This is a genomic window from Micromonospora sp. DT229 (assembly GCF_049844505.1).
Taxonomy (GTDB): Bacteria; Actinomycetota; Actinomycetes; order Mycobacteriales; family Micromonosporaceae; genus Micromonospora.
This window is the reverse complement of the sequence record NZ_JBNCLD010000004.1, coordinates 103,540-123,775: the sequence shown is the minus strand read 5'-3', so window position 1 is coordinate 123,775 and position 20,236 is coordinate 103,540. Positions and strand designations below refer to the sequence as shown.

18 protein-coding genes and 1 tRNA gene are annotated in these 20,236 nt (G+C 70.6%); 7 read left to right on the top strand and 12 right to left on the bottom strand.

From position 1 onward, the window contains the following. Nucleotides 1-109: 109 nt before the first annotated feature. The 3 genes from ACLQ2T_RS07985 (at nt 110) to ACLQ2T_RS07975 (ending at nt 1,751) form a co-directional block, all read left to right on the top strand. Nucleotides 110-190, top strand: a tRNA-Leu gene (locus tag ACLQ2T_RS07985). 103 nt (nt 191-293) lie between these two features. After that, nucleotides 294-1,190, top strand: coding sequence for a Bax inhibitor-1/YccA family protein (locus tag ACLQ2T_RS07980; RefSeq protein WP_425765346.1), 897 nt, complete (start codon nt 294-296; stop codon nt 1,188-1,190). A 204-nt stretch (nt 1,191-1,394) separates the two neighbouring features. After that, nucleotides 1,395-1,751: a hypothetical protein gene (locus tag ACLQ2T_RS07975; protein ID WP_425765345.1), complete on the top strand. Its 357-nt coding sequence runs from the start codon at nt 1,395-1,397 to the stop codon at nt 1,749-1,751. 27 nt (nt 1,752-1,778) lie between these two features. On the opposite strand, the gene ACLQ2T_RS07970 is transcribed toward ACLQ2T_RS07975, so the two are convergent. Genes ACLQ2T_RS07970 through ACLQ2T_RS07960 form a run of 3 tightly spaced genes read right to left on the bottom strand, consistent with a single transcriptional unit; the run spans nt 1,779 to nt 4,993 of the window. Next, on the bottom strand, nt 1,779-3,038 hold the full coding sequence (locus ACLQ2T_RS07970) for an acetyl-CoA C-acetyltransferase (RefSeq protein ID WP_425765344.1): 1,260 nt from the start codon (nt 3,036-3,038) through the stop codon (nt 1,779-1,781). Between the two features lie 49 nt (nt 3,039-3,087). Next, nucleotides 3,088-3,891, bottom strand: a complete 804-nt coding sequence (locus ACLQ2T_RS07965) for an SGNH/GDSL hydrolase family protein (protein WP_425765343.1) — start codon at nt 3,889-3,891, stop codon at nt 3,088-3,090. Between the two features lie 52 nt (nt 3,892-3,943). After that, nucleotides 3,944-4,993, bottom strand: coding sequence for an SGNH/GDSL hydrolase family protein (locus ACLQ2T_RS07960; RefSeq protein ID WP_425765342.1), 1,050 nt, complete (start codon nt 4,991-4,993; stop codon nt 3,944-3,946). A gap of 139 nt (nt 4,994-5,132) precedes the next feature. Here ACLQ2T_RS07960 and ACLQ2T_RS07955 point away from each other — a divergent pair, with 139 nt between their 5' ends. Then, nucleotides 5,133-5,489, top strand: coding sequence for a YkvA family protein (locus ACLQ2T_RS07955; protein ID WP_425765341.1), 357 nt, complete (start codon nt 5,133-5,135; stop codon nt 5,487-5,489). A gap of 86 nt (nt 5,490-5,575) precedes the next feature. Beyond that, nucleotides 5,576-6,946, top strand: coding sequence for a cystathionine beta-synthase (locus tag ACLQ2T_RS07950; protein WP_425765340.1), 1,371 nt, complete (start codon nt 5,576-5,578; stop codon nt 6,944-6,946). A gap of 122 nt (nt 6,947-7,068) precedes the next feature. Here ACLQ2T_RS07950 and ACLQ2T_RS07945 read toward each other — a convergent pair whose 3' ends face one another. From ACLQ2T_RS07945 to ACLQ2T_RS07925, 5 genes are all read right to left on the bottom strand, one after another. Beyond that, the gene (locus tag ACLQ2T_RS07945; protein ID WP_425765339.1) at nt 7,069-7,581 is read right to left on the bottom strand and encodes a GNAT family N-acetyltransferase; all 513 of its coding nucleotides are present in this window, start codon (nt 7,579-7,581) and stop codon (nt 7,069-7,071) included. Next, the gene (locus ACLQ2T_RS07940; protein ID WP_425765338.1) at nt 7,578-8,507 is read right to left on the bottom strand and encodes a ribonuclease Z; all 930 of its coding nucleotides are present in this window, start codon (nt 8,505-8,507) and stop codon (nt 7,578-7,580) included. Before ACLQ2T_RS07940 ends, ACLQ2T_RS07945 begins: the two co-directional genes overlap by 4 nt. Before the next feature lie 320 nt (nt 8,508-8,827). Next, nucleotides 8,828-10,021 (bottom strand): osmoprotectant NAGGN system M42 family peptidase, encoded by a 1,194-nt coding sequence (locus ACLQ2T_RS07935; RefSeq protein WP_425765337.1) that lies wholly within the window; start codon nt 10,019-10,021, stop codon nt 8,828-8,830. After that, nucleotides 10,018-11,892 carry an N-acetylglutaminylglutamine synthetase gene (gene ngg / locus ACLQ2T_RS07930; RefSeq protein ID WP_425765336.1) on the bottom strand — a complete coding sequence of 625 codons (1,875 nt, stop codon included), beginning with the start codon at nt 11,890-11,892 and terminating at the stop codon, nt 10,018-10,020. The genes ACLQ2T_RS07935 and ngg overlap by 4 nt, the downstream gene beginning before the upstream one ends. A gap of 2 nt (nt 11,893-11,894) precedes the next feature. Continuing rightward, complete coding sequence (locus ACLQ2T_RS07925; protein ID WP_425765335.1) at nt 11,895-13,679, bottom strand: N-acetylglutaminylglutamine amidotransferase; 1,785 nt, start codon at nt 13,677-13,679, stop codon at nt 11,895-11,897. 261 nt (nt 13,680-13,940) lie between these two features. On the opposite strand from ACLQ2T_RS07925, the gene ACLQ2T_RS07920 reads away from it, so the two are divergent. Then, nucleotides 13,941-14,429 carry a HalD/BesD family halogenase gene (locus ACLQ2T_RS07920; protein ID WP_425765334.1) on the top strand — a complete coding sequence of 163 codons (489 nt, stop codon included), beginning with the start codon at nt 13,941-13,943 and terminating at the stop codon, nt 14,427-14,429. 36 nt (nt 14,430-14,465) lie between these two features. On the opposite strand, the gene msrA is transcribed toward ACLQ2T_RS07920, so the two are convergent. The 4 genes from msrA to ACLQ2T_RS07900 all read right to left on the bottom strand — a co-directional run bounded on the left by msrA (nt 14,466) and on the right by ACLQ2T_RS07900 (nt 18,940). After that, nucleotides 14,466-15,134, bottom strand: coding sequence for a peptide-methionine (S)-S-oxide reductase MsrA (msrA, locus tag ACLQ2T_RS07915; protein WP_425765333.1), 669 nt, complete (start codon nt 15,132-15,134; stop codon nt 14,466-14,468). A gap of 73 nt (nt 15,135-15,207) precedes the next feature. Next, nucleotides 15,208-16,167, bottom strand: a complete 960-nt coding sequence (locus ACLQ2T_RS07910; protein ID WP_425765332.1) for a Fic family protein — start codon at nt 16,165-16,167, stop codon at nt 15,208-15,210. 155 nt (nt 16,168-16,322) lie between these two features. Further along, nucleotides 16,323-16,736 carry an HIT family protein gene (locus ACLQ2T_RS07905; RefSeq protein WP_425765331.1) on the bottom strand — a complete coding sequence of 138 codons (414 nt, stop codon included), beginning with the start codon at nt 16,734-16,736 and terminating at the stop codon, nt 16,323-16,325. A gap of 35 nt (nt 16,737-16,771) precedes the next feature. Further along, on the bottom strand, nt 16,772-18,940 hold the full coding sequence (locus tag ACLQ2T_RS07900; RefSeq protein ID WP_425765330.1) for a S8 family serine peptidase: 2,169 nt from the start codon (nt 18,938-18,940) through the stop codon (nt 16,772-16,774). A 148-nt stretch (nt 18,941-19,088) separates the two neighbouring features. Between ACLQ2T_RS07900 and ACLQ2T_RS07895 the strand changes: the two genes are divergently transcribed. Next, the gene (locus ACLQ2T_RS07895; protein ID WP_425765329.1) at nt 19,089-20,231 is read left to right on the top strand and encodes a cystathionine gamma-synthase; all 1,143 of its coding nucleotides are present in this window, start codon (nt 19,089-19,091) and stop codon (nt 20,229-20,231) included. Nucleotides 20,232-20,236: the final 5 nt, after the last annotated feature.

The following is a 20,236-nucleotide window of genomic DNA, read 5'->3' as shown; positions in this document are numbered from 1 at the left end:
TGCGTCGTTGCGAGTTCGGGCCGGGGCGGCCGGCACACGGGACGTCGCACCGGCCGGGAAACCGCTACCGTGGCACTGCACCGCGCGTGCCGGCGCGTCGGGGTCACCCGCCCGGGTGGTGGAACGGCAGACACGGCCGCCTTAAAAGCGGCTGCCGAAAGGCGTGCGGGTTCGACCCCCGCCCCGGGCACTCTCAGCGTTCCTTCAGCCTTCCGACGTCCACCCGGCTGTTTCGGCCGTTTACTCTTATAGGGCGCGTTGACGTGCCACGACCCCCTTAGGGAGGCCAGACAGTGAAGACTTCGAACCCGGTACTCGCTCGGCTCGGCCAGGCGGCCGAGCGGGAGCGTGCCGCCGGGTACGCCCCCACCGGGCCGTACGGACAGCCCGGTTACCCCCAGCAGTACCCGCAGGCCGGCTACCCCCAGCAGCCCGGCTACCCGCCACAGCCTGGTTACCCCCAGCAGTACCCGCCGCAGGCGGGCTACCCCGGTGCGCCCGGCTTCCCCGCGGCGCCGCAGGCGGTCACCCCCATGTCGATCGACGACGTGGTGGTCAAGACGGTCATGCTCCTGGCCATCGTCGGTGTCTCCGCCGCAGCGGCCTGGGCCCTGGTGCCGGACGCGCTGCTCGGTGTCGCCTGGATCGGCGCGGCCATCGTCGGCCTGGTGCTCGGCCTGATCATCTCGTTCTCGAAGATGGCGAACCCGGCGCTGATCGTCGCGTACGCCCTCGTCGAGGGTGTCCTCGTCGGCGCGATCAGTAAGTTCTTCGAGGCGCGTTACCCCGGCATCGTCATCCAGGCGGTCGTCGCGACCTTCGGTGTCTTCTTCGTGATGACCATGCTCTACAAGGCACGGGTCATCCGGGCCACGCCGAAGTTCACCAAGGGTCTGATCGCGGTGATGGCCGGCCTGTTCGCGGTCATGATGATCAACCTGGTGCTGTCGCTGTTCGGCGTCAACACCGGCCTGCGTGACGGTGGCGCGCTGGCCATCGGCTTCAGCCTGATCTGCATCGTGGTCGCCTCGCTGAGCTTCGTGCTCAGCTTCAAGGAGGTCGAGGACGGCGTCCGGATGGGCCTGCCGCAGCGCTACTCCTGGGTGGCCGCGTTCGGCATCCTGGTCAGCCTGATCTGGCTCTACATCGAGATGCTGCGACTGCTGAGCTACTTCCAGGGCGACGACTGACCTCACCGCGCCCAACGACCGACCGGCGCCCGCCCCCCACCCAGGGGACGGGCGCCGTCGTCATCCCCGGACCCCGCCCTCCCCGCCCTCCGCCCTCCGCCCCGTTGATCATGAGGTTGGCGCACTCGTTGATCTCCACGCTGCCGTCAACCTCATGATCAACGCGGTCTGGGGGTGCGACGGGTGCGGGTGGGAGGGGAGGGGGTGGGTAGGGTTTTGGGGGTGCGGGATGTGGAGTTGGGGCGGGGTGTGGAGTTGGGGCGGGGTGTGGAGTTGCTGGTGCGTCAGGTGGGGCACTGGCAGCAGGGACGGTGGTCGGTTACCGCCTCGACCGGCAACGTGTCCCGGGCCGATCTGGTGCATCGACTGATTCAGGACCTCGCCGACCTGGGTGCCGACACGGCGGGGCAGCCACGGCGGGTCGTGCCCCGGCTCGACAACGACCTGGCTCTGGCCGACCAATTGCGGGTGGTCGCGGCCGATCTGCTCGCCGCCGGTCCGTCCGAGGAGGTGCTGGCTCGGGCCACGGCCGAGGTGGCCGCGACCCGAGCCGCACTCTGAGGAACCTGCTGCCCGTCGCCGTGCCGCTTAGCTGAGGCGCTCCAGGACCATGGCCATGCCCTGTCCGCCGCCGACGCACATGGTCTCCAGGCCGATGGTCTTGTCATGCCACTGGAGGGCGTTGAGCAGAGTGCCGGTGATCCGGGCGCCGGTCATCCCGAACGGGTGGCCGACGGCGATCGCCCCGCCCATCACGTTCAGCTTCTCCTCGGGGATCCCGAGCTGCCGGTACGAGGGGATGACCTGGGCGGCGAAGGCCTCGTTGATCTCGACCAGGTCCACGTCGTCGATGGTCATGCCGGCCCGCTTGAGCGCCTGCCGGCTCGCCTCGACCGGGCCGAGCCCCATGATCTCCGGGGACAGGGCGGTGACGCCGGTGGAGATGATCCGGGCCAGCGGGGTGACGCCCAACTCCTGCGCCCGCTGCGCGCTCATGATCACCACGGCGGCGGCGCCGTCGTTGAGCGGGCAGCAGTTGCCGGCGGTGATCCGACCGTCCGGCCGGAAGACCGGCTTGAGGGCGGAGACGGCCTCCAGGGTCACCCCGGCACGCGGTCCGTCGTCCGTGCTGACCACCGTGCCGTCCGGGGTGGTCACCGGGGTGATCTCGCGGGCCCAGAGACCGTCCGCGATCGCCTTCTCGGCCAGGTTCTGGCTGCGCACACCGAAGGCGTCCATGTCCGCGCGGGAGATGTCGTACACCTGGGCCAGGTTTTCTGCGGTCTGCCCCATGGCGAGGTAGACGTCCGGGAGGGCGCCCTCTTCGCGAGGGTCGGTCCAGACCGGGGCCTCGGCCTCGGAGCGGGCCTTGGAACGCTGGTGGGCCTCGGCGAAGCGGGGGTTCTCCCAGCGGCCCAGCAGGGCCTGCGCCTCCGGGGGCAGGCCGTCAGAGCTACCCCGGGCGTACCGGGAGACGGCCTCGACGCCGGCGGAGATGAACACGTCCCCCTCGCCGGCCCGGATCGCGTGCATCGCCATCCGGGTGGTCTGGAGGGAGGAGGCGCAGTACCGGGTCAGGGTCGCACCCGGCAGGCGGTCGAGGCCCATCAGGACGGCGACCACCCGCGCCATGTTGAAGCCCTGCTCGCCGCCGGGCAGGCCGCAACCCAGGTAGAGGTCGTCGATCTCCTGCCGGTCGAGCTGGGGGATCTTGTCCAGGGCGGCCTGCACGATGGTGGCGGCGAGGTCGTCCGGACGAACATTACGGAGGGACCCCTTGTGGGCCCGACCGATGGGCGAGCGGGTGGTGGCGACGATCACGGCATCGCGTGGCGACTCAATCGGCATGACCCAACGTTAACCCGCGAGTAACTTGTGTGGAAGTCGCCAGCGAGGGTCAGCGGCGTTGGGTGACGGCCGCTGCGGCGGCCACCGCCGGCAGCAGGGCGTGGGCCCAGACCCGGTAGCCGTCGGCGGAGGGGTGATAGCCGTCGTGGCAGAAGGTGCCGACGTCGGCGCGGAACACCTGCCCGGTCTCGGCGGCCAGGTCGACCACCGTACCCCCGGCGTCGAGGACCGCCTTGATCTGTGCCCGGCCGACCTGGCGGCCGACCCAGCCGACGACCTGGCGCAGGGGTGGGGCGATGGCCGGTACCGCGCCGAGGTCCGGGCAGGTGCCGACGACGACCTCCACCCCGGCCTGGCGGAGCCGGTGCACGGCCGCACCCAGGTAGGCGGCGGCATCCGACGGCCTGCGCAGGGTGGTGGCGTCGTTCGCTCCGATCAGGACGACCGCCACATCCGGCTGCTCGCCGAGCAACGCCCGGGCCACCTGGGTTGCCAGGTCGGTGGAGCGCGACCCGGAGACACCGACACTGGACAGCCGCACCCGGCGTCCGGCCGGACCCTCCGCCAGCAACTCGGCCAACTGCCCGCCGATGGTGTCGCCGAGACGGTCGACACCGACCCCCACAGCGGAGGAGTCACCGAGCAGCACCAGCCGCAGCGGCGGGGCGTCGACACGGCCGACCGTGGCCCGCAGGGCGAGCCCCAGTTCGGGTTGGGCGTAGCGGCGGCTGCGGGCCACCACGGCCTGACCGGCGAGCACCGCCGCGCCGCCCAGGGTCCCGGCGAGCAGCGAGGCTGCGGCCGTACGGGCCAGCCAGCCGGCTACCCGGCCCCCGGGTACGTTGCTGGTCATCGCGCTGCCCCAGCCCGGGTAGCCCTGGTGAACGCGAGCCTCGTCCGGTCGATCATCTGAATTCCTCCACTGCGGGTGAGTCGGCACCGGTCGGCGATGACATCGCACCGATACCGAACAGCCCTCGGCGACGCAGTTGCGCCCAGCGGCCACCGGGACCGCTCTCACTGCCACGAACCTGCGTGCCGCTGACCTCCGTGCCCGGATGCCTCGCCGCTTCGTGAGCGGCCCTCGGCAACGACCGTACGCCTTCGACGCGGGTTGGCGAAGGCCTGCGTTCCGCTCCGTGACCGAGTGCGGCGAGCACGGTGGGCAGGATGGCGGCGGCGGCCACGGCGTACCCCTCCGCGGAGGGATGGAACCGGTCCCAGGCGAACATTCGCCCCGGCTCGGCGGTGAAGCGTGGCCCCAGCAGGTCACCGAGGGAGACCGTCCAACCACCGGCCGAGACCACGGCCACGGTCTGGGCGGCGGCGAGCTGTCGGCTCCACCGGCGGGCCAGCCAGCGCAGGGGTGGCTTGATGGGACGGATCGTGCCCAGGTCAGGGCAGGTGCCGACGACCACCTCGGCGCCGGCCGTGCGCAGTGCCCGGACCCCTTCGACGAGGTGTCGCACGGCCAGACCGAGGGGGGCACGGTTCGTCACGTCGTTGCCACCGATCAGGATGACGGCGACATCCGGCTCGCACTCCAGAGCCGCCTCGACCTGGAACTTGAGGCCGGCGGAGATGGCACCGACCACCGCGAAGCGGTGCAGGCGTACGGGGCGCTGGAGGCGTCGGGACAGACCGGTGGCCAGCAGGGCACCGGGGGTCTCCCGGCGGCGGTGCACGCCGTAACCGGCGGCGATGGAGTCGCCGAGCACGACCATGGTGAGCGCCGGACCGGGAAACTTGGCCCCGTAGACCCCGTCACAGCGTGGTGGCGGTGCCTCGGCCATCGGAATGATGCGGCGAGCCCGGCGGGCCTGCCCGAGCAGCACGCCGGTAGCCGCTGCCGCAGCCGCCGCGGTGGCACCGGTGCCGAGCGCGGCCACCCGGGCCACCCGCCAGGCGCCCGGCCAACGCGGACGTTCGGGTACGACAGAACCAACGGGCCCCATACAGCGACATTAGCGCGGCGGTACGACCTTCTGCGGTGCTCGCGACCGCACCCCGGTGCCTGGATTCCGACCCGTCTGGGTATTTGATGGCAGGGTGTTGCGTGCAGGCGTCACGCTGCACCTGGAGAGGAGCACGACGATGGCAAGGACGTTGAAGCGGGGTGCCGCCTTCGTGGCCCTGGGCCGGGCGCTGACCGCTGGTGCCCGGGGTGGACCGTCGCTCGGCGCGCGGGTCGGCGCGTTGCCCCGGATGATCGCCGCCACCGCCCGTGGCCGGTACGACGGGGGCCTGAGGTTGGCCATGATGACGGCGGCGACGGCGTACATCGTCTCCCCGGTCGACGCGGTCCCGGAGTTGTTCCTGACGGTGTTCGGGTTGATCGACGACGCGGTGATGGTCACCTGGCTGGCCGGGGCCGTGCTCGCCGAGACCGAGCGCTTCCTGGAATGGGAGGCTCGCACCAGCACCGTGGTCCCCGGCCACGTGGTGCCCTGACCGACGTACCCTTGGCGCGGGAATTTCACGTCAGACATCCCCGCCAGGCCTGCGGCGCCGGCGTCGAAGGAGAAGGGCACAACGAGGTGCAGTACTACGACAACGTCGTCGAGCTGATCGGCAACACCCCGCTGGTACGGCTGCGCAACGTGGCCGAGGGCATCCAGGCCACCGTGTTGGCGAAGGTGGAGTACCTCAACCCCGGCGGGTCGGTGAAGGACCGGATCGCGCTGCGCATGGTGGAGGACGCCGAGGCGGCCGGCATCCTCAAGCCCGGTGGCACCATCGTCGAGCCGACCAGTGGCAACACCGGGGTCGGACTGGCCCTGGTGGCCCAGCTCAGGGGCTACAAGTGTGTCTTCGTCTGCCCCGACAAGGTCAGCCAGGACAAGCAGGACGTGCTGCGGGCGTACGGCGCCGAGGTGGTGGTCTGCCCGACCGCAGTGGCGCCGGAGGACCCCCGCTCGTACTACAACGTCTCCGACCGGCTGGCCCGCGAGATCCCGGGCGCCTGGAAGCCCAACCAGTACGCCAACCCGGCCAACCCCCGTTCGCACTACGAGGTGACCGGCCCGGAGCTGTGGAAGCAGACCGAGGGGCGGATCACCCACTTCGTGGCCGGGGTCGGCACCGGCGGCACCATCTCCGGCATCGGCCGGTACCTCAAGGAGGCCTCGGGCGGGACGGTGAAGGTCATCGGCGCGGACCCGGAGGGCTCGGTCTACTCCGGGGGCACCGGCCGGCCGTACCTGGTCGAGGGGGTCGGCGAGGACTTCTGGCCGGAGACCTACGACCGCAGCGTGGCCGACCAGATCATCGAGGTCTCGGACAAGCAGTCCTTCGAGATGACCCGGCGGCTGGCCCGCGAGGAGGGGCTGCTGGTCGGTGGCTCCTGCGGGATGGCGGCGGTGGCCGCGCTGGAGGTGGCTCGTTCCGCCGGCCCGGACGCCGTGATCGTGGTGCTGCTGCCGGACGGCGGCCGGGGCTACCTCTCCAAGATCTTCAACGACACCTGGATGGCCCGGTACGGCTTCCTCGACAACTCCGGCTCCGAGCCGACCGTGGCCGAGGCGCTGGCCGGCAAGCCGGGCGGCCTGCCTGAGCTGGTGCACGTCCACCCGACCGAGACGGTCCGGGACGCGGTCGACTACATGCGGGAGTACGGCGTCTCGCAGTTGCCGGTGCTCAAGGCCGAGCCCCCGGTGGTGACCGGCGAGGTGGCCGGCTCGATCGCCGAGCGGGACCTGCTCGACGCCCTGTTCACCGGTCAGGCTCAGCTGCACGACACGATCGAGCGGCACATGGCCCCGCCGCTGCCGATGGTCGGCGGTGGCCAGCCGGTCAGCGAGGCCGTCAACCTGCTGGAGAAGTCCGACGCCGCCCTGGTGCTGATCGACGGCAAGCCCAAGGGCGTCCTCACCCGCCAGGACCTGCTCGTCCACCTCGGCGCCCGCTGAGGTGAAAGGAAGGGCCCCCTTTTAACGCCTCATGCATAGCAGGGGCCCCTTGTTAACGTCGCTAGATCGGCTGTTAACAGGGGGCCCTTGCTCTACCGTAGGCGTTAATAAGGGGCCCTTCCTTACCCCAAAGCGCGGGTGTAGCGCAGTTGCCGGACGCTGATGTTGCCGATCGATTCGTCGCGCTCCGCCCCGGTCGGCTGCCAGCCGCCGCGCTCGTAGAAGCGGCGGGCGTGCGCGTTGTCGCGCAGCACCCAGAGCACCGCGCGACGCCAACCGCGCCTTCCCATGGTGGCCAGCGCGTCGATCATCAAGACCCGACCGATGCCCCGACCAAGCTCTGCCGGCTCCAGGTGGAGGGCGTTGAGCAGGCCGGTGTCCGGGGCGCCCTCGTCGTCCGGCCCGAGGTAACTGAAGCCGACCAGGATGCCGTCCCGCTCGGCCACGGTCATCCGGTGGTCGGTCCGCTCATAGCTCCACCGGAGCGTCCAGTACTCGGCCAACGCCTCCGGGGTCGGGTCGGCCAGTGCCTCCGGCGGCAGGATCGACGAGTACGCGGCGACCCGGGAACGCTGGTGGAGCCGTCCCACCGCCGCGATGTCGTCAGCGGTAGCGGCACGCAGCGTGACAGTCACCCGGCCGAGGGTACCCGCCGGGGCGGGACCTGCACGGTGGTCAGATCCTCGGCGATCACCAGGTCGCCGTCGAAGTGGGCGCGGGCCTCCTCGGCGAAGCGGCGCAGGTCGGGGTACCGCTGGGAGAAGTGGGTGAGCACGAGACGGCGTACCCCCGACTCGGCGGCCACCCGGGCGGCCTGAGCGGCGGTCAGGTGCCCGACCTCGGCGGCCAGGGCCGCCTCCGACTCCAGGAAGGTCGCCTCGATCACCAGCAGGTCGGCGTGCTCGGCCAGCGCGTACACCCCGTCGCAGAGGCCGGTGTCCATCACGAAGGCGAACCGCTGCCCGGGTCGCGGCACGCTCACCTCGTCGCGGGTGACGCGTCGCCCGTCGAGGTCCAGGTGGCCGACGCGCTGCAACTCGCCGACGGCCGGCCCACCGATGCCGTACGCGGCCAGCCGCTCCGGCAGCATCCGGCAGCCGTCCGGTTCCACCAGCCGATAGCCGTACGTGTCGATCGGGTGCCGCAGCCGGCGGGCCTCCAGGGTGCCGCAACGCAACGCGATGCGCTGCCCGTCCGCCTCGATCGGTGTCACCGCAAGCTCGGCGGTCTCGTAGAAGGAACTGGCGTGCCGCAACCGGGCGAAGTATTCCGCACCCTCGGCCGGGAAGTGCACCGCCACCGGCCGGGAGACCCGGTCCAGGGAGAGCCGCTGGATGGTGCCGGGCAGACCGAGACAGTGGTCGCCGTGGAAGTGGGTGATGCAGATCCGGGTCAGGTCGGTGGCGGTGACCGTGGTGTGCAGCAGTTGCCGCTGGCTGCCCTCACCCGGGTCGAAGAGGATCACCTCGTCGTCCCAGCGCAGCACGTACCCGTTGTGGTTGCGGGCCCGGGTCGGGGCCTGGCTGGCCGTACCGAGCACCACCAGCTCACGCATGGACACCCTGGCCTCCGCTGACATGAAGCGACCCCCGGGGCTTCCGCGCTGAGGCGGGCCGACTGGACTGGGTCGGCACCCCGGGGGTCGGGTGGCTTGTCGTGGATTCGCCGCACCGCTGCCACACGGTCTCGACGACTTCTTACTGCCCGCCTGGGATCAGACGGTCACTGTCGAGGACAGCGGCTAGCGGACAGCCACCTCACGAGTCCGATTGCTATACAAGTCTGGACCACCTCCTTTCCCGTGTACCCGTCACGTTATCCACGGCCGGGGTCGGCGGCAACGGATTTCGATCACACGCCGGTCGGGAATGCCGGGCCACCTCACGCGCCGGGGGCGATGCCGATCGGGCCCTCGCGGGGGCCGTCCTCGTTTGCCGGCTGCACCGACAGGGAGGGGAAGTTCGCCAGGTCCCCCTCCGGCTCGGCGTCCCACTCGGGGAAGACCAGGTCGCTCTGGAGGTAGAGACAGAGCAGTTGGGCCAGTTGCCGCAGCCCCTCCAGGTGGGTGCGTTCGTGACCGTGGGTGGCGTCGACGCCGAAGCCGAGCAGGGCCACCCGGGCGTGCGCCCCGGCCTCCACCGCCGCCGCCACGTCCGAGCGGTAGTAGTCGAAGACGTCGCGGACCAGGTCCACCTCGTGCTCCCGGGCGATGGCGGCCAGGTTGCGGGTCAGGTGGTAGTCGAAGGGGCCCACCCCGTCCCCCATGGCCAGGGTGGCGGCGTCCTCCCGGGACTGCTGCCCGGGGGCGACCACTGCGGCGTCGACCGAGACGATCTCGGCGACGTCCGGGTCCAGGCCGTGCGAGGCGCCGTGGCCGATCTCCTCGGTCACCGTGATCAGCAGGTGCGCGGTGACGGCCGGCCGCACCCCCGCGTCGACCATCGCCTTGATCGCGGTGAGCACCGCGGCCACCCCGGCCTTGTCGTCCAGGTGGCGGGACTTGACGTACCCGCTGGGGGTGACGGTCGGGTTGGGCAGGAACGCCACGAAGTCGCCCGCGTCGATGCCGAGCGCCCGCAGGCCCTCGATGTCCTCCACCGGCTCGTCGACGCGTACCTCGACCTGCTCCCAGCCGATGCCCTGCTCGTCGACGGCCTCGTTGTAGCGGTGGCCGCTGGCCTTCAGGGGGAGCACCTGACCGGTGATCACCCGTTCCAGGTCGTCGGTGAAGATCCGGACGTGGGTCCCCTCGGCGAACCGGGCGCTGTGCGTACCGATCGGCTTGAGTTCCAGCCGACCGTTCTCCTTGAGCCGCTTGACCATCCCGCCGATGGTGTCGGTGTGCACCACGATCGCCCGGTCCGCCCCGTGCTCCCGAGGACCGGGCAGGCAGGCGCTCAGCGCCCCTCGGCGGGTAAGCGTCGACGGGATGCCGAGCGCCGACAGACGCTCACCGACGTACTGCTGCACATGGTCGGTACGCCCCGAAGGGCTGGGAATGTCCAGCAGTTCGAGCAGCACCTGGTGCAGGTAGTCCAAGTCGAGGGGGAGCGGAATGGTCTTGCGTACGGTCATGCCCCCGATGGTGCCGCACCGGCCGGAGTCCACAGCCGTTGCGGTGCCCGCGTCCCGGGAAAGAGGAGATCCACGAATCGTTCCGCGGTGGGCTGCGGCTCGTGGTTGGCCAACCCGGGCCGCTCGTTGGCCTCGATGAAGACGTGCTCGGGTTGATCCGGGGCCGGGGTCAGCAGGTCCAGGCCGGTGACCGGGATGTCCAGGGCCCGGCTGGCGGCCACGCACGCCTCGGCGATCACCGGGTGCAGCTCGCTGGTGACGTCGTGGATGGTGCCGCCGGTGTGCAGGTTCGCGGTGCGGCGTACGGCCAGCACCTGCCCCTCGGGCAGGATGTCGTGCAGCTCGTACCCGGCCTCGGCGACCACGTCGCGGGTGATGTCGTCCAGCGGGATGCGGGACTCCCCGCCGGTGGCGGCGGCCCGGCGGCGGCTCTGCCGCTCGATCAGCTCGGCGATGTCGTGCACCCCGTCACCGGTGACGGAGGCCGGACGGCGTACGGCGGCGGCGACCACCTCATGATCGATCATGACCACCCGGAGGTCCTCACCGCTGCACAACTCCTCCAGCAGCACCTCCGTGCAGTAGCGGGCGGCCAGCTCGATCGCGGCGGCCAGGGCCTCCGGGGTCCTGACCCCCACGGTGATGCCGTTGCCCTGCTCGCCCCGGGCCGGCTTGACGACCAGCTCGCCCACCTCGGCCAGGAACTCGACGTCGGCGGCGTCCCCGCTGGCGGTGCGTCCGCGCGGCACGCTGAGCCCGGCCTCGGCCAGGATCCGCCGGGTGACCCGCTTGTCGTCGCAGCGGCTCATCGCCACCGCCGAGGTCAACTCGGACAGCGACTCCCGGGTGAGGATCGTCCGGCCACCCGTGGACAGCCGCAGCTCACCCCACTGCGGGTCGGTCACCTCCACCCGGATGCCCCGCCGCATGGCCTCGTCGGCGACGATCCGCGCGTACGGGTTGAGCTGGTCGTACCCGGGCGGCATGGCCGGCAGGAACAGCCGTTCGTTGATCGGGTTCTTGCGCTTCACGCAGAGAGTCGAGGTGCGGTAGAAGCCGAGCCGCTCGTAGAGCCGGATCGCCCCGACGTTCTCGGCCAGCACCGACAGGTCCACGTACGCCCGACCCCGGGCGACCAGCTGGGCGGCCAACTCGGTGATCAGGGCCTGCCCGGTGCCCGGCGGGGCCTGGTTGAAGTCGACAGTCAGGCACCACAGGCTGGCGCCGTTGTCCGGATCGTCGAAGACCGCGACATGATCGACACCGGTGATGGTGCCGACGATCTCGCCGGTCGTCGCCTCCGCCACCAGGTGCAGGAAGCGGTCGGTGGCGGCGTTGTCCACCAGCACCTCGACCGGTGCGGTGACCATGCCGTTGGCCGCGTAGATCCGGTTGACCGCGTCCGCGTCGGCGGCGTCGCGCAGCAGTCGGATGCGTACCCCGGGCAGCTCCGGTGCGCCGTCCGGGAGGGGGCGGACCTCGACGGCGCCGCTCTCCTCGGTGGCCTCCGGTCGGGAGCCGGGCAGCGGCAGCCGGTAGGTCAGCGAGGGGTCGATGAACAACTCATCCGGCAGCCGGGAGACCAGCACATGCGGATCCCGCAGGTAGATGCAGATGTCCCGGGCACCGGCCGCCTCGGAGCGCAGCACGGCGGCGACGGCGGCCTGATCGTGGAAGGTCTGGCCGAAGACCAGCCGCCCCCAGCCGCAGTCGAGCAGGACGCCGTCGTCGCCGGGCGGTCCCTCCTCGTCCTCGCCGGGGTCGTTGCCGGCGGCCACGGCGACCGGGTCGCCGCCCGGCCCGACCCGCTCGTACCGCCGTCCCCGGCCCCGATCGGCCCGAGCCGTTCCGGTGGCCAGTGTGTCGGTCACGGTCAGTCGATTCCGTGGCTCTGGAGCCACATTTCCAGGAGTCCGAGTTGCCACAGCTTGTTTCCGTTCAACGGGGTCAGTTCGGCGTTGGGGGCGTCGAGCAGGGCGTTGACGTAATCGGTGCGGAACAGGTCGCGGCGGCGGGCCTCGGGCGCGTACAGCGCGTCACGTACCCGGTCGAGGAGCTTGCCCTCCAGGTGGGTCAGCCCCGGCACCGGGAAGTACCCCTTCGGCCGGTCGATCACCTCGTGCGGCAGCACCCGGCGACCGATCTCCTTGAGGACCCCCTTGCCGCCCTGGGCGAGCTTCAGCTCGGGCGGGCAGGCGGCGGCCAGTTCCACGAACTCGTGATCCAGGAAGGGCACCCGGGCCTCCAGCCCGTGCGCCATGGTCATGTTGTCGACCCGCTTGACCGGGTCGTCGGTCAGCATGATCTGGGTGTCGATGCGCAGGCCGGCGTCGACCGCGGTCTGCGCGCCGGGGGCGGACAGGTGCGCGGCGACGAACTCCCGCGCCGGGTCACCCTCGGCCAGCCAGTCGGGGTTGAGCACCTGGGCCAGCCCGGCTCCGTCACGGTCGAAGAAGGCCCGGGCGTACGTGTCCAGGGCCTGCTCGCGGTCGACCCGCGCCAGCGGCGGATACCAGTGGTAGCCACCGAGGATCTCGTCGGCGCCCTGGCCGGACTGCACCACCTTGACGTGCCGGGACACCTCCTGACTGAGCAGGTAGAACGCCACACAGTCGTGGCTGACCATGGGTTCGCCCATGGCCGACACGGCGGCCTCCAGGGGCGGCACCAGATCCCGGGCGGCCACCCGGATCTGGTGGTGGTCGGTGTCGAAGGTCTTGGCGACGGTGTCGGAGTAGCGGAACTCGTCGCCCTCCCGGCCGCCGACGGCGTCGAAGCCGATGGAGAAGGTGGACAGCCCTCGCTGCCCCTCACCGGCCAGCAGCGCGACCACCAGGCTGGAGTCCAGACCACCGGAGAGCAGCACACCGACCGGCACGTCGGCCACCATCCGGCGGCGTACGGCGGTGGTCAGGGATTCGAGCAGGGCGTCCTGCCAGTCCTTCTCCGACCAGTCGGCGTGCTCGGCCCGACGCAGGAAGGGCGGGTTCCAGTAGACCCGCTCGTGGCTGCGGCCGTCGGCCTCGTACACCCGGACGGTGGCCGGCGGCAGCTTGCGGACCCCGCGCAGGATGGTGCGCGGCGGCGGCACGATGCTGTGGAAGCTGAGATAGTGCGCCAGGGCCACCGAATCGATCGTGGTGTCCACGTCGCCGCCGGCCAGCAGGGCCGGCAGGGTGCTGGCGAACCGCACCACCCCGGAGGATTCGGCCAGGTAGAGCGGCTTGATGCCGAGCCGGTCCCGGGCCAGCACCAGGCGCCCGTTGTCCCGCTCGGTGATCGCCACGGCGAACATCCCGATCAGGTGGTCGACGAAGTCCAGCCCCCACTCGGCGTACGCCTTGACCACTACCTCGCTGTCCCCGGTCGAGAAGAACCGGTGGCCCTTGGCCGACAGCTCGGCGCGCAGCTCACGGTAGTTGTAGATGCAGCCGTTGAAGACGGCAGACAGCCCGGTGGTCGAATCCACGATGGGCTGACCGCTGGCCGCCGACAAGTCGATGATCTTCAGGCGTCGATGACCGAGCGCGACCGGGCCGTTGGACCACACTCCGCTGCCGTCGGGCCCGCGGTCGCACATCGTGGCGGCCATCCGCTCCACCGCGACGACATCGGCGCGGGTCGCGTCCGTTCGGAATTCCCCAGCCAGTCCGCACATGTCAAAACATGCTGCCAGAGGATGTTGCAGTCTGCCTGTTGAGACAATGACAGTCATGTAACAGACTTGCTAGAATCCGCGCCCCGCGTAACCCTGGCTGCCTCATGTTCGTGGCCTGGGGCGTCCTCTGCCGAATCGTGCCTGGATGTCCCGGTCGGGAGGGGCCGGGGCTCTGTGACGAACGCCCCAAAGATCAGCGGGACCCGGTTCGCCAGCGAGGGCTCCCACCGGCTCGTTCAGGACCGCTGCGATGATGCGGGCGTGGACATCGACGAGATTCAGGCCGCGTTCGACGATGTATTCGATCAAGCCATCGTGTTCCACGGCTTCGCCGACTACATGCGTGACTACGACGTCTTCGTCTACACGACCGCCGACCCCCGCACCGGAATCACGCCGAAGTACCTCAGATACCGGTTCAAGTACTGCGTCCGAGCCGTGTCCACGTCCGCCGTGCCGCCCGAGGTCTGGATGCGATCACTGGACGAGCGGCTCGTCGACTGTGAACAGGGCGTCGATCTCGACGGCTACGTGTGGGGCGTCAAGTGGCAGGATCTGTACCCGGGAATGAAACTTCTGCGCGACTCGCCTGACGCGCAGCGGTGGTCACAGCTCCTCGGTCTTCCGTTCCACGAGGCCACTATCGAGACGAACGGCCACAACATCTCGCTGGTCTTCTCGGACCTGGCCGTCGACACGATCGACCGTGGGTACGCACCGTTCGTGGTGGCGGGAGGAGGGGGATCGTGACGTCACGATCCCCCTCCCGTAGGTCGCGAGACGCGCTCAGTGCGCTTCGCTGACCCGGGCCACGCCGACCGGGCAGCTCAGCCCGTTCGGTCCGTGGTTGCAGTAGCCGTTCGGGTTCTTGGTCGGAGCCAAATACTGCTGGTGGTAATCCTCGGCCAGGTAGTAGTCACCCAGCCGACCGATCTCAGTGGTGATCTCACCCTTGCCGGCACGGGCCACGATCGGGGCGAAGGCGTCCCGGGAGGCCTGGGCCGTCGCCAACTGGTCGTCGTCGGTGGCGTAGATGGTCGAGCGGTACTGGGTGCCCACATCGTTGCCCTGGCGCATCCCCTGGGTGGGATCGTGGTTCTCCCAGAAGACCTTGAGTAGGTCCTCGTAGCTGATCCGGGCCGGGTCGTAGACCACCTGGACCACCTCGGCGTGCCCGGTCATCCCGGAGCAGACCTCCTCGTAGGTCGGATTCGGGGTGTAGCCACCCGCGTAACCGACCGAGGTGGTGTAAACGCCCGGCAGGACCCAGAACAACCTCTCGGCGCCCCAGAAACAGCCCATCCCGAACACCGCCACCTGCAAACCCTCGGGGAACGGACCCTTCAGCGGGGTGCCGAGCACCTCGTGCCGGTCGGCGACCGGCATCGCTATGAAACGGCCGGGCAGGGCCTGGTCGGGGGAGATCATCTCGGCCTTCATGCGGCGGAGGAACACGGTGGGACTCCTTTCGTACCTTCCCCGCCTGCAACACCGGCGGACCCCACTTCCTTACCCGCCCCGCCAACGGTCAGGCCCGCCCCCGCCGCCACCGGGTCCGCGCGTACTCCTGCACCCAGCTCCGGCTGCTCCGCCAGGCACCGTCGTCCCCCTTGACCGCCCGCAGGCGTCCACGGCTCGCCGCAACCCGAAGGGCGGCTTCCGACAGTTCACTCGTGGCGAGAGCCGGCAGTGGCACGAGGTGCGCCGAATCCGCAGCGGCCGGTATCAGGAAGCGGTGGATGTTCCCGGTGACGCTGCGGGCGATCAACTCCCCCAGGGCACCCGGGTCACCCTGGTCGGCTCGCTGCAAGGCAGTCAGGTACCGGCTGCGGTCGCGCTTGTAGATGATGGCTGGCGGATAGCCGAGCCGGCCGAGCAGAAGGCTCAGGACCAGCCGTCCCGCGCGGCCGTTGCCGTCCAGGAACGGATGAATGACCTCGAAGCGGTGATGAATCACGCCCAAGCGCTCCGCGAGTGGCACCTCACTTTCGGTGCGCAGTGTCTCGGCGGTGTCCACCCAGCTCCGGAGGAGGGAATCCACCTCAGGCCAGGGCGGGGGCTTCATGCCGCCAGGGAATCTGGCGATTTCGTGCTGCCGGAAGTTGCCCGGGGCCTCGGCGTCGATGGCGTGTGGATGCGGTGCCACGGTCCACACCGGGGTCATGGCCAGGTAGTGGATGTGTCGGATCTCCTGCATCGACACGAGGGAGCCGTCCTGCCAATCGCCAGGCTCCAGCGCCTGGCCGTAGACCCACTTCGCGGCCTCCGCATAGCCCTGGACCTCCATGTAGTCGCGCAGCGGTTTGGCGCCGATCGCCCGGCCTTCGTCGAGGAGCTTCTCGACCTCGTGCAAGATCAGGGTGTTGCCCTCGATCGCGGTGCTGTTGTGGGCCTCCTGGTGCCAGATGTCGGACCAGATGTCGGCAGCCTCGCCGGGGCGGGGAAGGCCGCCGAACTGGTCCCGCAACTCCTGGACCGCCTCCTCCATCCGACGGTGAACCTCGGCGCGGCTCGGGCGTCCTGGGCCTGGCACGGTGACTCCAAGATTTTGTTCGTCAGGGCGGATTTAACTGTACCGAACAAATTCGAATTTGTTCGGCAGTGGGGAAACAACCTGAACGAACAATTTCGGGTACGGGGCCGTCAGGGCAGGGCGGCGTGGATCCGCTCGGCGTACGAGGTGGCCTCGGTGTCGTCGGCGTAGCGGGTGCGTGGCCAGAAGAAGCCGCGTAGGCCGTCACCCTTGGTCCGGGGCACCACGTGGGTGTGCAGGTGCGGCACGGACTGGGACACCCTGTTGTTCATCGCCACGAAGGTGCCGCCCGCACCCAGCCCGGCCTCGACCGCGACGGCCAGCCGCCGGACCAGCCCGAAGTAGTCGGCCAGTGACTCCGGCGGCAGGTCGGCCAGGGTGACCAGGTGGGTACGGGGCACCACCAGCACATGCCCCTTGAACACCGGCCGGGTGTCCAGGAAGGCGATCCCGGCCGGTTCTTCCACGACCCGGAAGGCGGGCACCTCGCCCGCCACGATCCCGCAGAACACGCAGCCCGCCATCGCCCCAGGCTAGGGCAACTCTCCGGTCCCGTGGCTCACCACAGGCTGGCGGGCATCGGGATGGCGGTGCCCCCGGCGAAGTTGTCGTGCCAGCGGCGCAGGTCGGTGAAGTAGCCCCCGTTGCTCGACCGGACCACATGCACGTGGGCCGTCGTCCCCCGGCTGAAGGCGACCAGGTCGGTCCGCCCGTCGCCGGTGAAGTCACCGGCCCCGGGGATCGCGCCGCCGCCCGGGAAGGTCCAGGCCCAGCGGGTACGCGGCAGGAAACGGTTGCCGCCGGAGAGGGCCACGTCGGCGTACTGCCCGTTGAGGTTGACTGCGGCCAGATCGTCGCGTCCGTCGCCGTCGAAGTCGCCCACCAGCGGCACCTCGCTGCTGCCGAGGGTGAGGAAGTAGTCGAGCCACCGGTGCGACAGCACGAAACCGCTGCCGGTGGAGAGGCCGACGCTCGCCGCCGTACCGGTGAACCGGTCGAGCGCGATGATGTCGTCCCGGCCGTCCCCGTTGACGTCTCCGACCAGCGGGAGGTCGTCGTCGCCGACGAAGTTGTCGTGCCAGAGCACGCCGGTGCCGACGAACTGGGTGCCGTTGGAGAGGGCGACGTAGACGTCCCGGTCGTTCTGCCGGACGAAGGTCGCGATGTCGGCCCGCCCGTCACCGTTGAAGTCACCGACCACCGGGGTCTCCTTGAAGGCGGCGAACCAGGTGTGCCAGTGCTGAGAGGGCCCGAACGAGGTGCCGGTGGAGAGGGCGACGTAGACGTCCGCCGCGTCGCCCCGGGTGAAGGTGATCAGATCATCGCGGCCGTCGCCGTTGACGTCGGCGAGCATCGGGATCTCCTGCCCGGCGCCGAAGTACGTGTGCCAGCGGGTGGCCGCGCCGAAGCTGGCACCGTTGGAGAGCGCCACGTGCACGTCGGCGGAGGTCCCCCGGGTGAAGCTGACGATGTCGTCGCGGCCGTCGCCGTTGACGTCGGCGTACCGTCCCGAGAAGCCGTCGTTGCCCGGCCCGCCCGGGTCGACGTACAGCACCAGGTTGGGGGAGCCGGCCGGGTCGGTGATCCGGTCCCGGGTGGCCTCGTCGGCCAGCCGCGCGGCGACGGTCCGGGGCGACGCGGTGGGGAAGCGTTCCAGGTAGCGGGCCACCGCGCCGGTGACGATGGGGGCCGCCGCCGAGGTGCCGCCGAATCCGGTGGTGGTGGAGGTGTCGCTGGCCGCGGTGACGGTGCGGATCTGCTCGCCGAAGGAGAACAGGTCCACACACGGGCCGAAGTTCGAGTTGGGCAGCCGGTCCCGCAGGGCGTGCACCATACCCACGGTGATCACGTCCGGCACCCGGGCGGGGGAGAAGCCGCAGGCGTTCTGCCCGTGGTTACCGGCGGAGGCGACCACCGGGATGCCGGCGGTGAGCACCGCGTTGACGGCGTCGTCGAGGGCCTGGTTCGCGGTCGTCGCCAGGCTCATGTTCACCACCGCCGGCCGGACCGCGTTGCGGACGATCCAGTCGAGCGCGGAGATGGCCCAGGCGACCTGCCCGGGGGTGCAGCCACCCACCCGGACGGTGTGCAGGCGCACCCCCTTCGCCACCCCGTGCACCTGGCCGCCGATCACGCCGGCCACCTGCGTGCCGTGCCCGGCGCAGTCGCCGGTGCCCCACCGGTCGATGCCCTGCGGCACGAAGTTGACGTCCCCGGTGGCCCGGCCGCCGAAGTCCGTGTGGGTGTGCCGCATCCCGCTGTCCATCACGTAGGCGTGCACGCCCTGGCCGGCCATGTCGAAGGTGTACGAGCCGTTGAACGCGCCGCCGTGCTGGTCGAGGGCGTCGAGGTGCCATGGCGGGTTGATCTGCGTGGTCTGCGGGAGCAGCAGTGAGTCTTGGGCCACGTACGCCACCTGCGGCTCCTGGCTGAGCCGACGGGCGTCCGCGGTGGACATCCGTACCGCGAAGCCCGGCAGCGCGGACCGGTAACTGGCGGCCAGCGCGCCGGGGTGTCGGCGCAGCAGCGAGCGTGCGCTGCCGTCGACGTCGCGGGTGGCGTCACCGCGCAGCACCACTATCCAACTGTCGGCCACCCCGGCACCGGGAGCCGGGGCGAACTTCTCGGCCGCGAACGCCGGACCCGGCGGTGCCAGCAGTCCACCGGCCGTGGTCAGGACACAGACGGCCGCCGCAGCCAGGAGGCGGCGGCGCGGCACACGAGCCATGGGATCTCCTCGGGGGTACGGCCGCCGGCCGGGCAGGATCCCGTCGGGGGTTCCCCCGCATGGTGACAAAGCCTCACCATGATCGATACGACCGCCCGGGTGACAGGTTCCGTCCGTTGGGACGGACCGGAGGACTAACGTTCCGGGCATGAGTCACGGTTTTGACACGCTCGCCATCCACGCCGGCCAGGACCCGGAGGCCCGCACCGGCGCGGTGATCCCACCGATCTACCAGACCAGCACCTACGCCCAGGACGCCGTCGGAGCACCCCGGCAGGGCTACGAATACAGCCGTTCCGGCAACCCGACCCGTGACGCCCTCCAGGAGTGCCTGGCCGCGCTGGAGGGCGGACCGGTCGGGCTGGCCTTCGCCAGCGGCCTGGCCGCCGAGGACGCCCTGCTGCGTACCGTCTGCGTCCCCGGTGACCACGTGGTCATCCCCGACGACGCCTACGGCGGCACCTACCGGCTCTTCGCCAAGGTGGCCGAGCGGTGGGGGCTGTCGTACACCCCGGCGAAGGTCTCCGACCCGGACGCCGTGCGGGCCGCGATCCGGCCGGGCAGCACCAAGATCGTCTGGTTGGAGACCCCGACCAACCCGCTGCTCGGCATCGCCGACATCGCCACCCTCGCCGGGGTGGCGCACGATGCCGGGGCGCTGCTGGTGGTCGACAACACCTTCGCCTCGCCGTACCTGCAACAGCCGATCGCCCTCGGCGCCGACGTGGTGGTGCACTCCACCACCAAGTACATCGGGGGACACTCCGATGTGGTCGGGGGTGCCCTGGTGGCGGCCGACCCCGCCCTCGGGGAGGAACTGCGCTACCACCAGAACGCGATGGGCGCGGTCAACGGCCCGTTCGACGCCTGGCTGACCCTGCGCGGGATCAAGACCCTCGGGGTACGGATGGACCGGCACTGCGACAACGCCGAGCGGATCGCCGGGTACCTGGAGGGGCACGCCAAGGTCGCTCAGGTGCTCTACCCGGGGCTGCCCAGCCACCCCGGCCACGAGGTGGCGGCCAAGCAGATGCGCCGGTTCGGCGGAATGATCTCCTTCCGGGCCGCCGGGGGCGAGGAACACGCCGTCGAGATCTGCAACCGGGCGAAGCTTTTCGTGCTCGCCGAGTCGCTCGGCGGGGTGGAATCCCTGATCGAGCACCCGGGCCGGATGACACACGCGAGTGCTGCGGGCTCGCCGCTTGAAGTTCCCGGCGATCTCGTGCGACTGTCTGTCGGCATCGAGACGGTCGAAGACCTGCTCGCCGATCTGGAGCAGGCGCTGGGCTGACCGCT

What these genes read in the sequence shown, in the direction of transcription:
- ACLQ2T_RS07910 (WP_425765332.1), bottom strand. Translation starts at nt 16,167, where the DNA reads ATGGAGGAGGCGGTCCAGGAGTTGCGGGACCAGTTCGGCGGCCTTCCC.
- ACLQ2T_RS07895 (WP_425765329.1), top strand. Translation starts at nt 19,089, where the DNA reads ATGAGTCACGGTTTTGACACGCTCGCCATCCACGCCGGCCAGGACCCG.
- ACLQ2T_RS07925 (WP_425765335.1), bottom strand. Translation starts at nt 13,679, where the DNA reads ATGTGCGGACTGGCTGGGGAATTCCGAACGGACGCGACCCGCGCCGAT.
- ACLQ2T_RS07935 (WP_425765337.1), bottom strand. Translation starts at nt 10,021, where the DNA reads ATGACCGTACGCAAGACCATTCCGCTCCCCCTCGACTTGGACTACCTG.
- ACLQ2T_RS07955 (WP_425765341.1), top strand. Translation starts at nt 5,133, where the DNA reads ATGGCAAGGACGTTGAAGCGGGGTGCCGCCTTCGTGGCCCTGGGCCGG.
- ACLQ2T_RS07900 (WP_425765330.1), bottom strand. Translation starts at nt 18,940, where the DNA reads ATGGCTCGTGTGCCGCGCCGCCGCCTCCTGGCTGCGGCGGCCGTCTGT.
- ACLQ2T_RS07970 (WP_425765344.1), bottom strand. Translation starts at nt 3,038, where the DNA reads ATGCCGATTGAGTCGCCACGCGATGCCGTGATCGTCGCCACCACCCGC.
- ACLQ2T_RS07905 (WP_425765331.1), bottom strand. Translation starts at nt 16,736, where the DNA reads ATGGCGGGCTGCGTGTTCTGCGGGATCGTGGCGGGCGAGGTGCCCGCC.
- ACLQ2T_RS07965 (WP_425765343.1), bottom strand. Translation starts at nt 3,891, where the DNA reads ATGACCAGCAACGTACCCGGGGGCCGGGTAGCCGGCTGGCTGGCCCGT.
- ACLQ2T_RS07960 (WP_425765342.1), bottom strand. Translation starts at nt 4,993, where the DNA reads ATGGGGCCCGTTGGTTCTGTCGTACCCGAACGTCCGCGTTGGCCGGGC.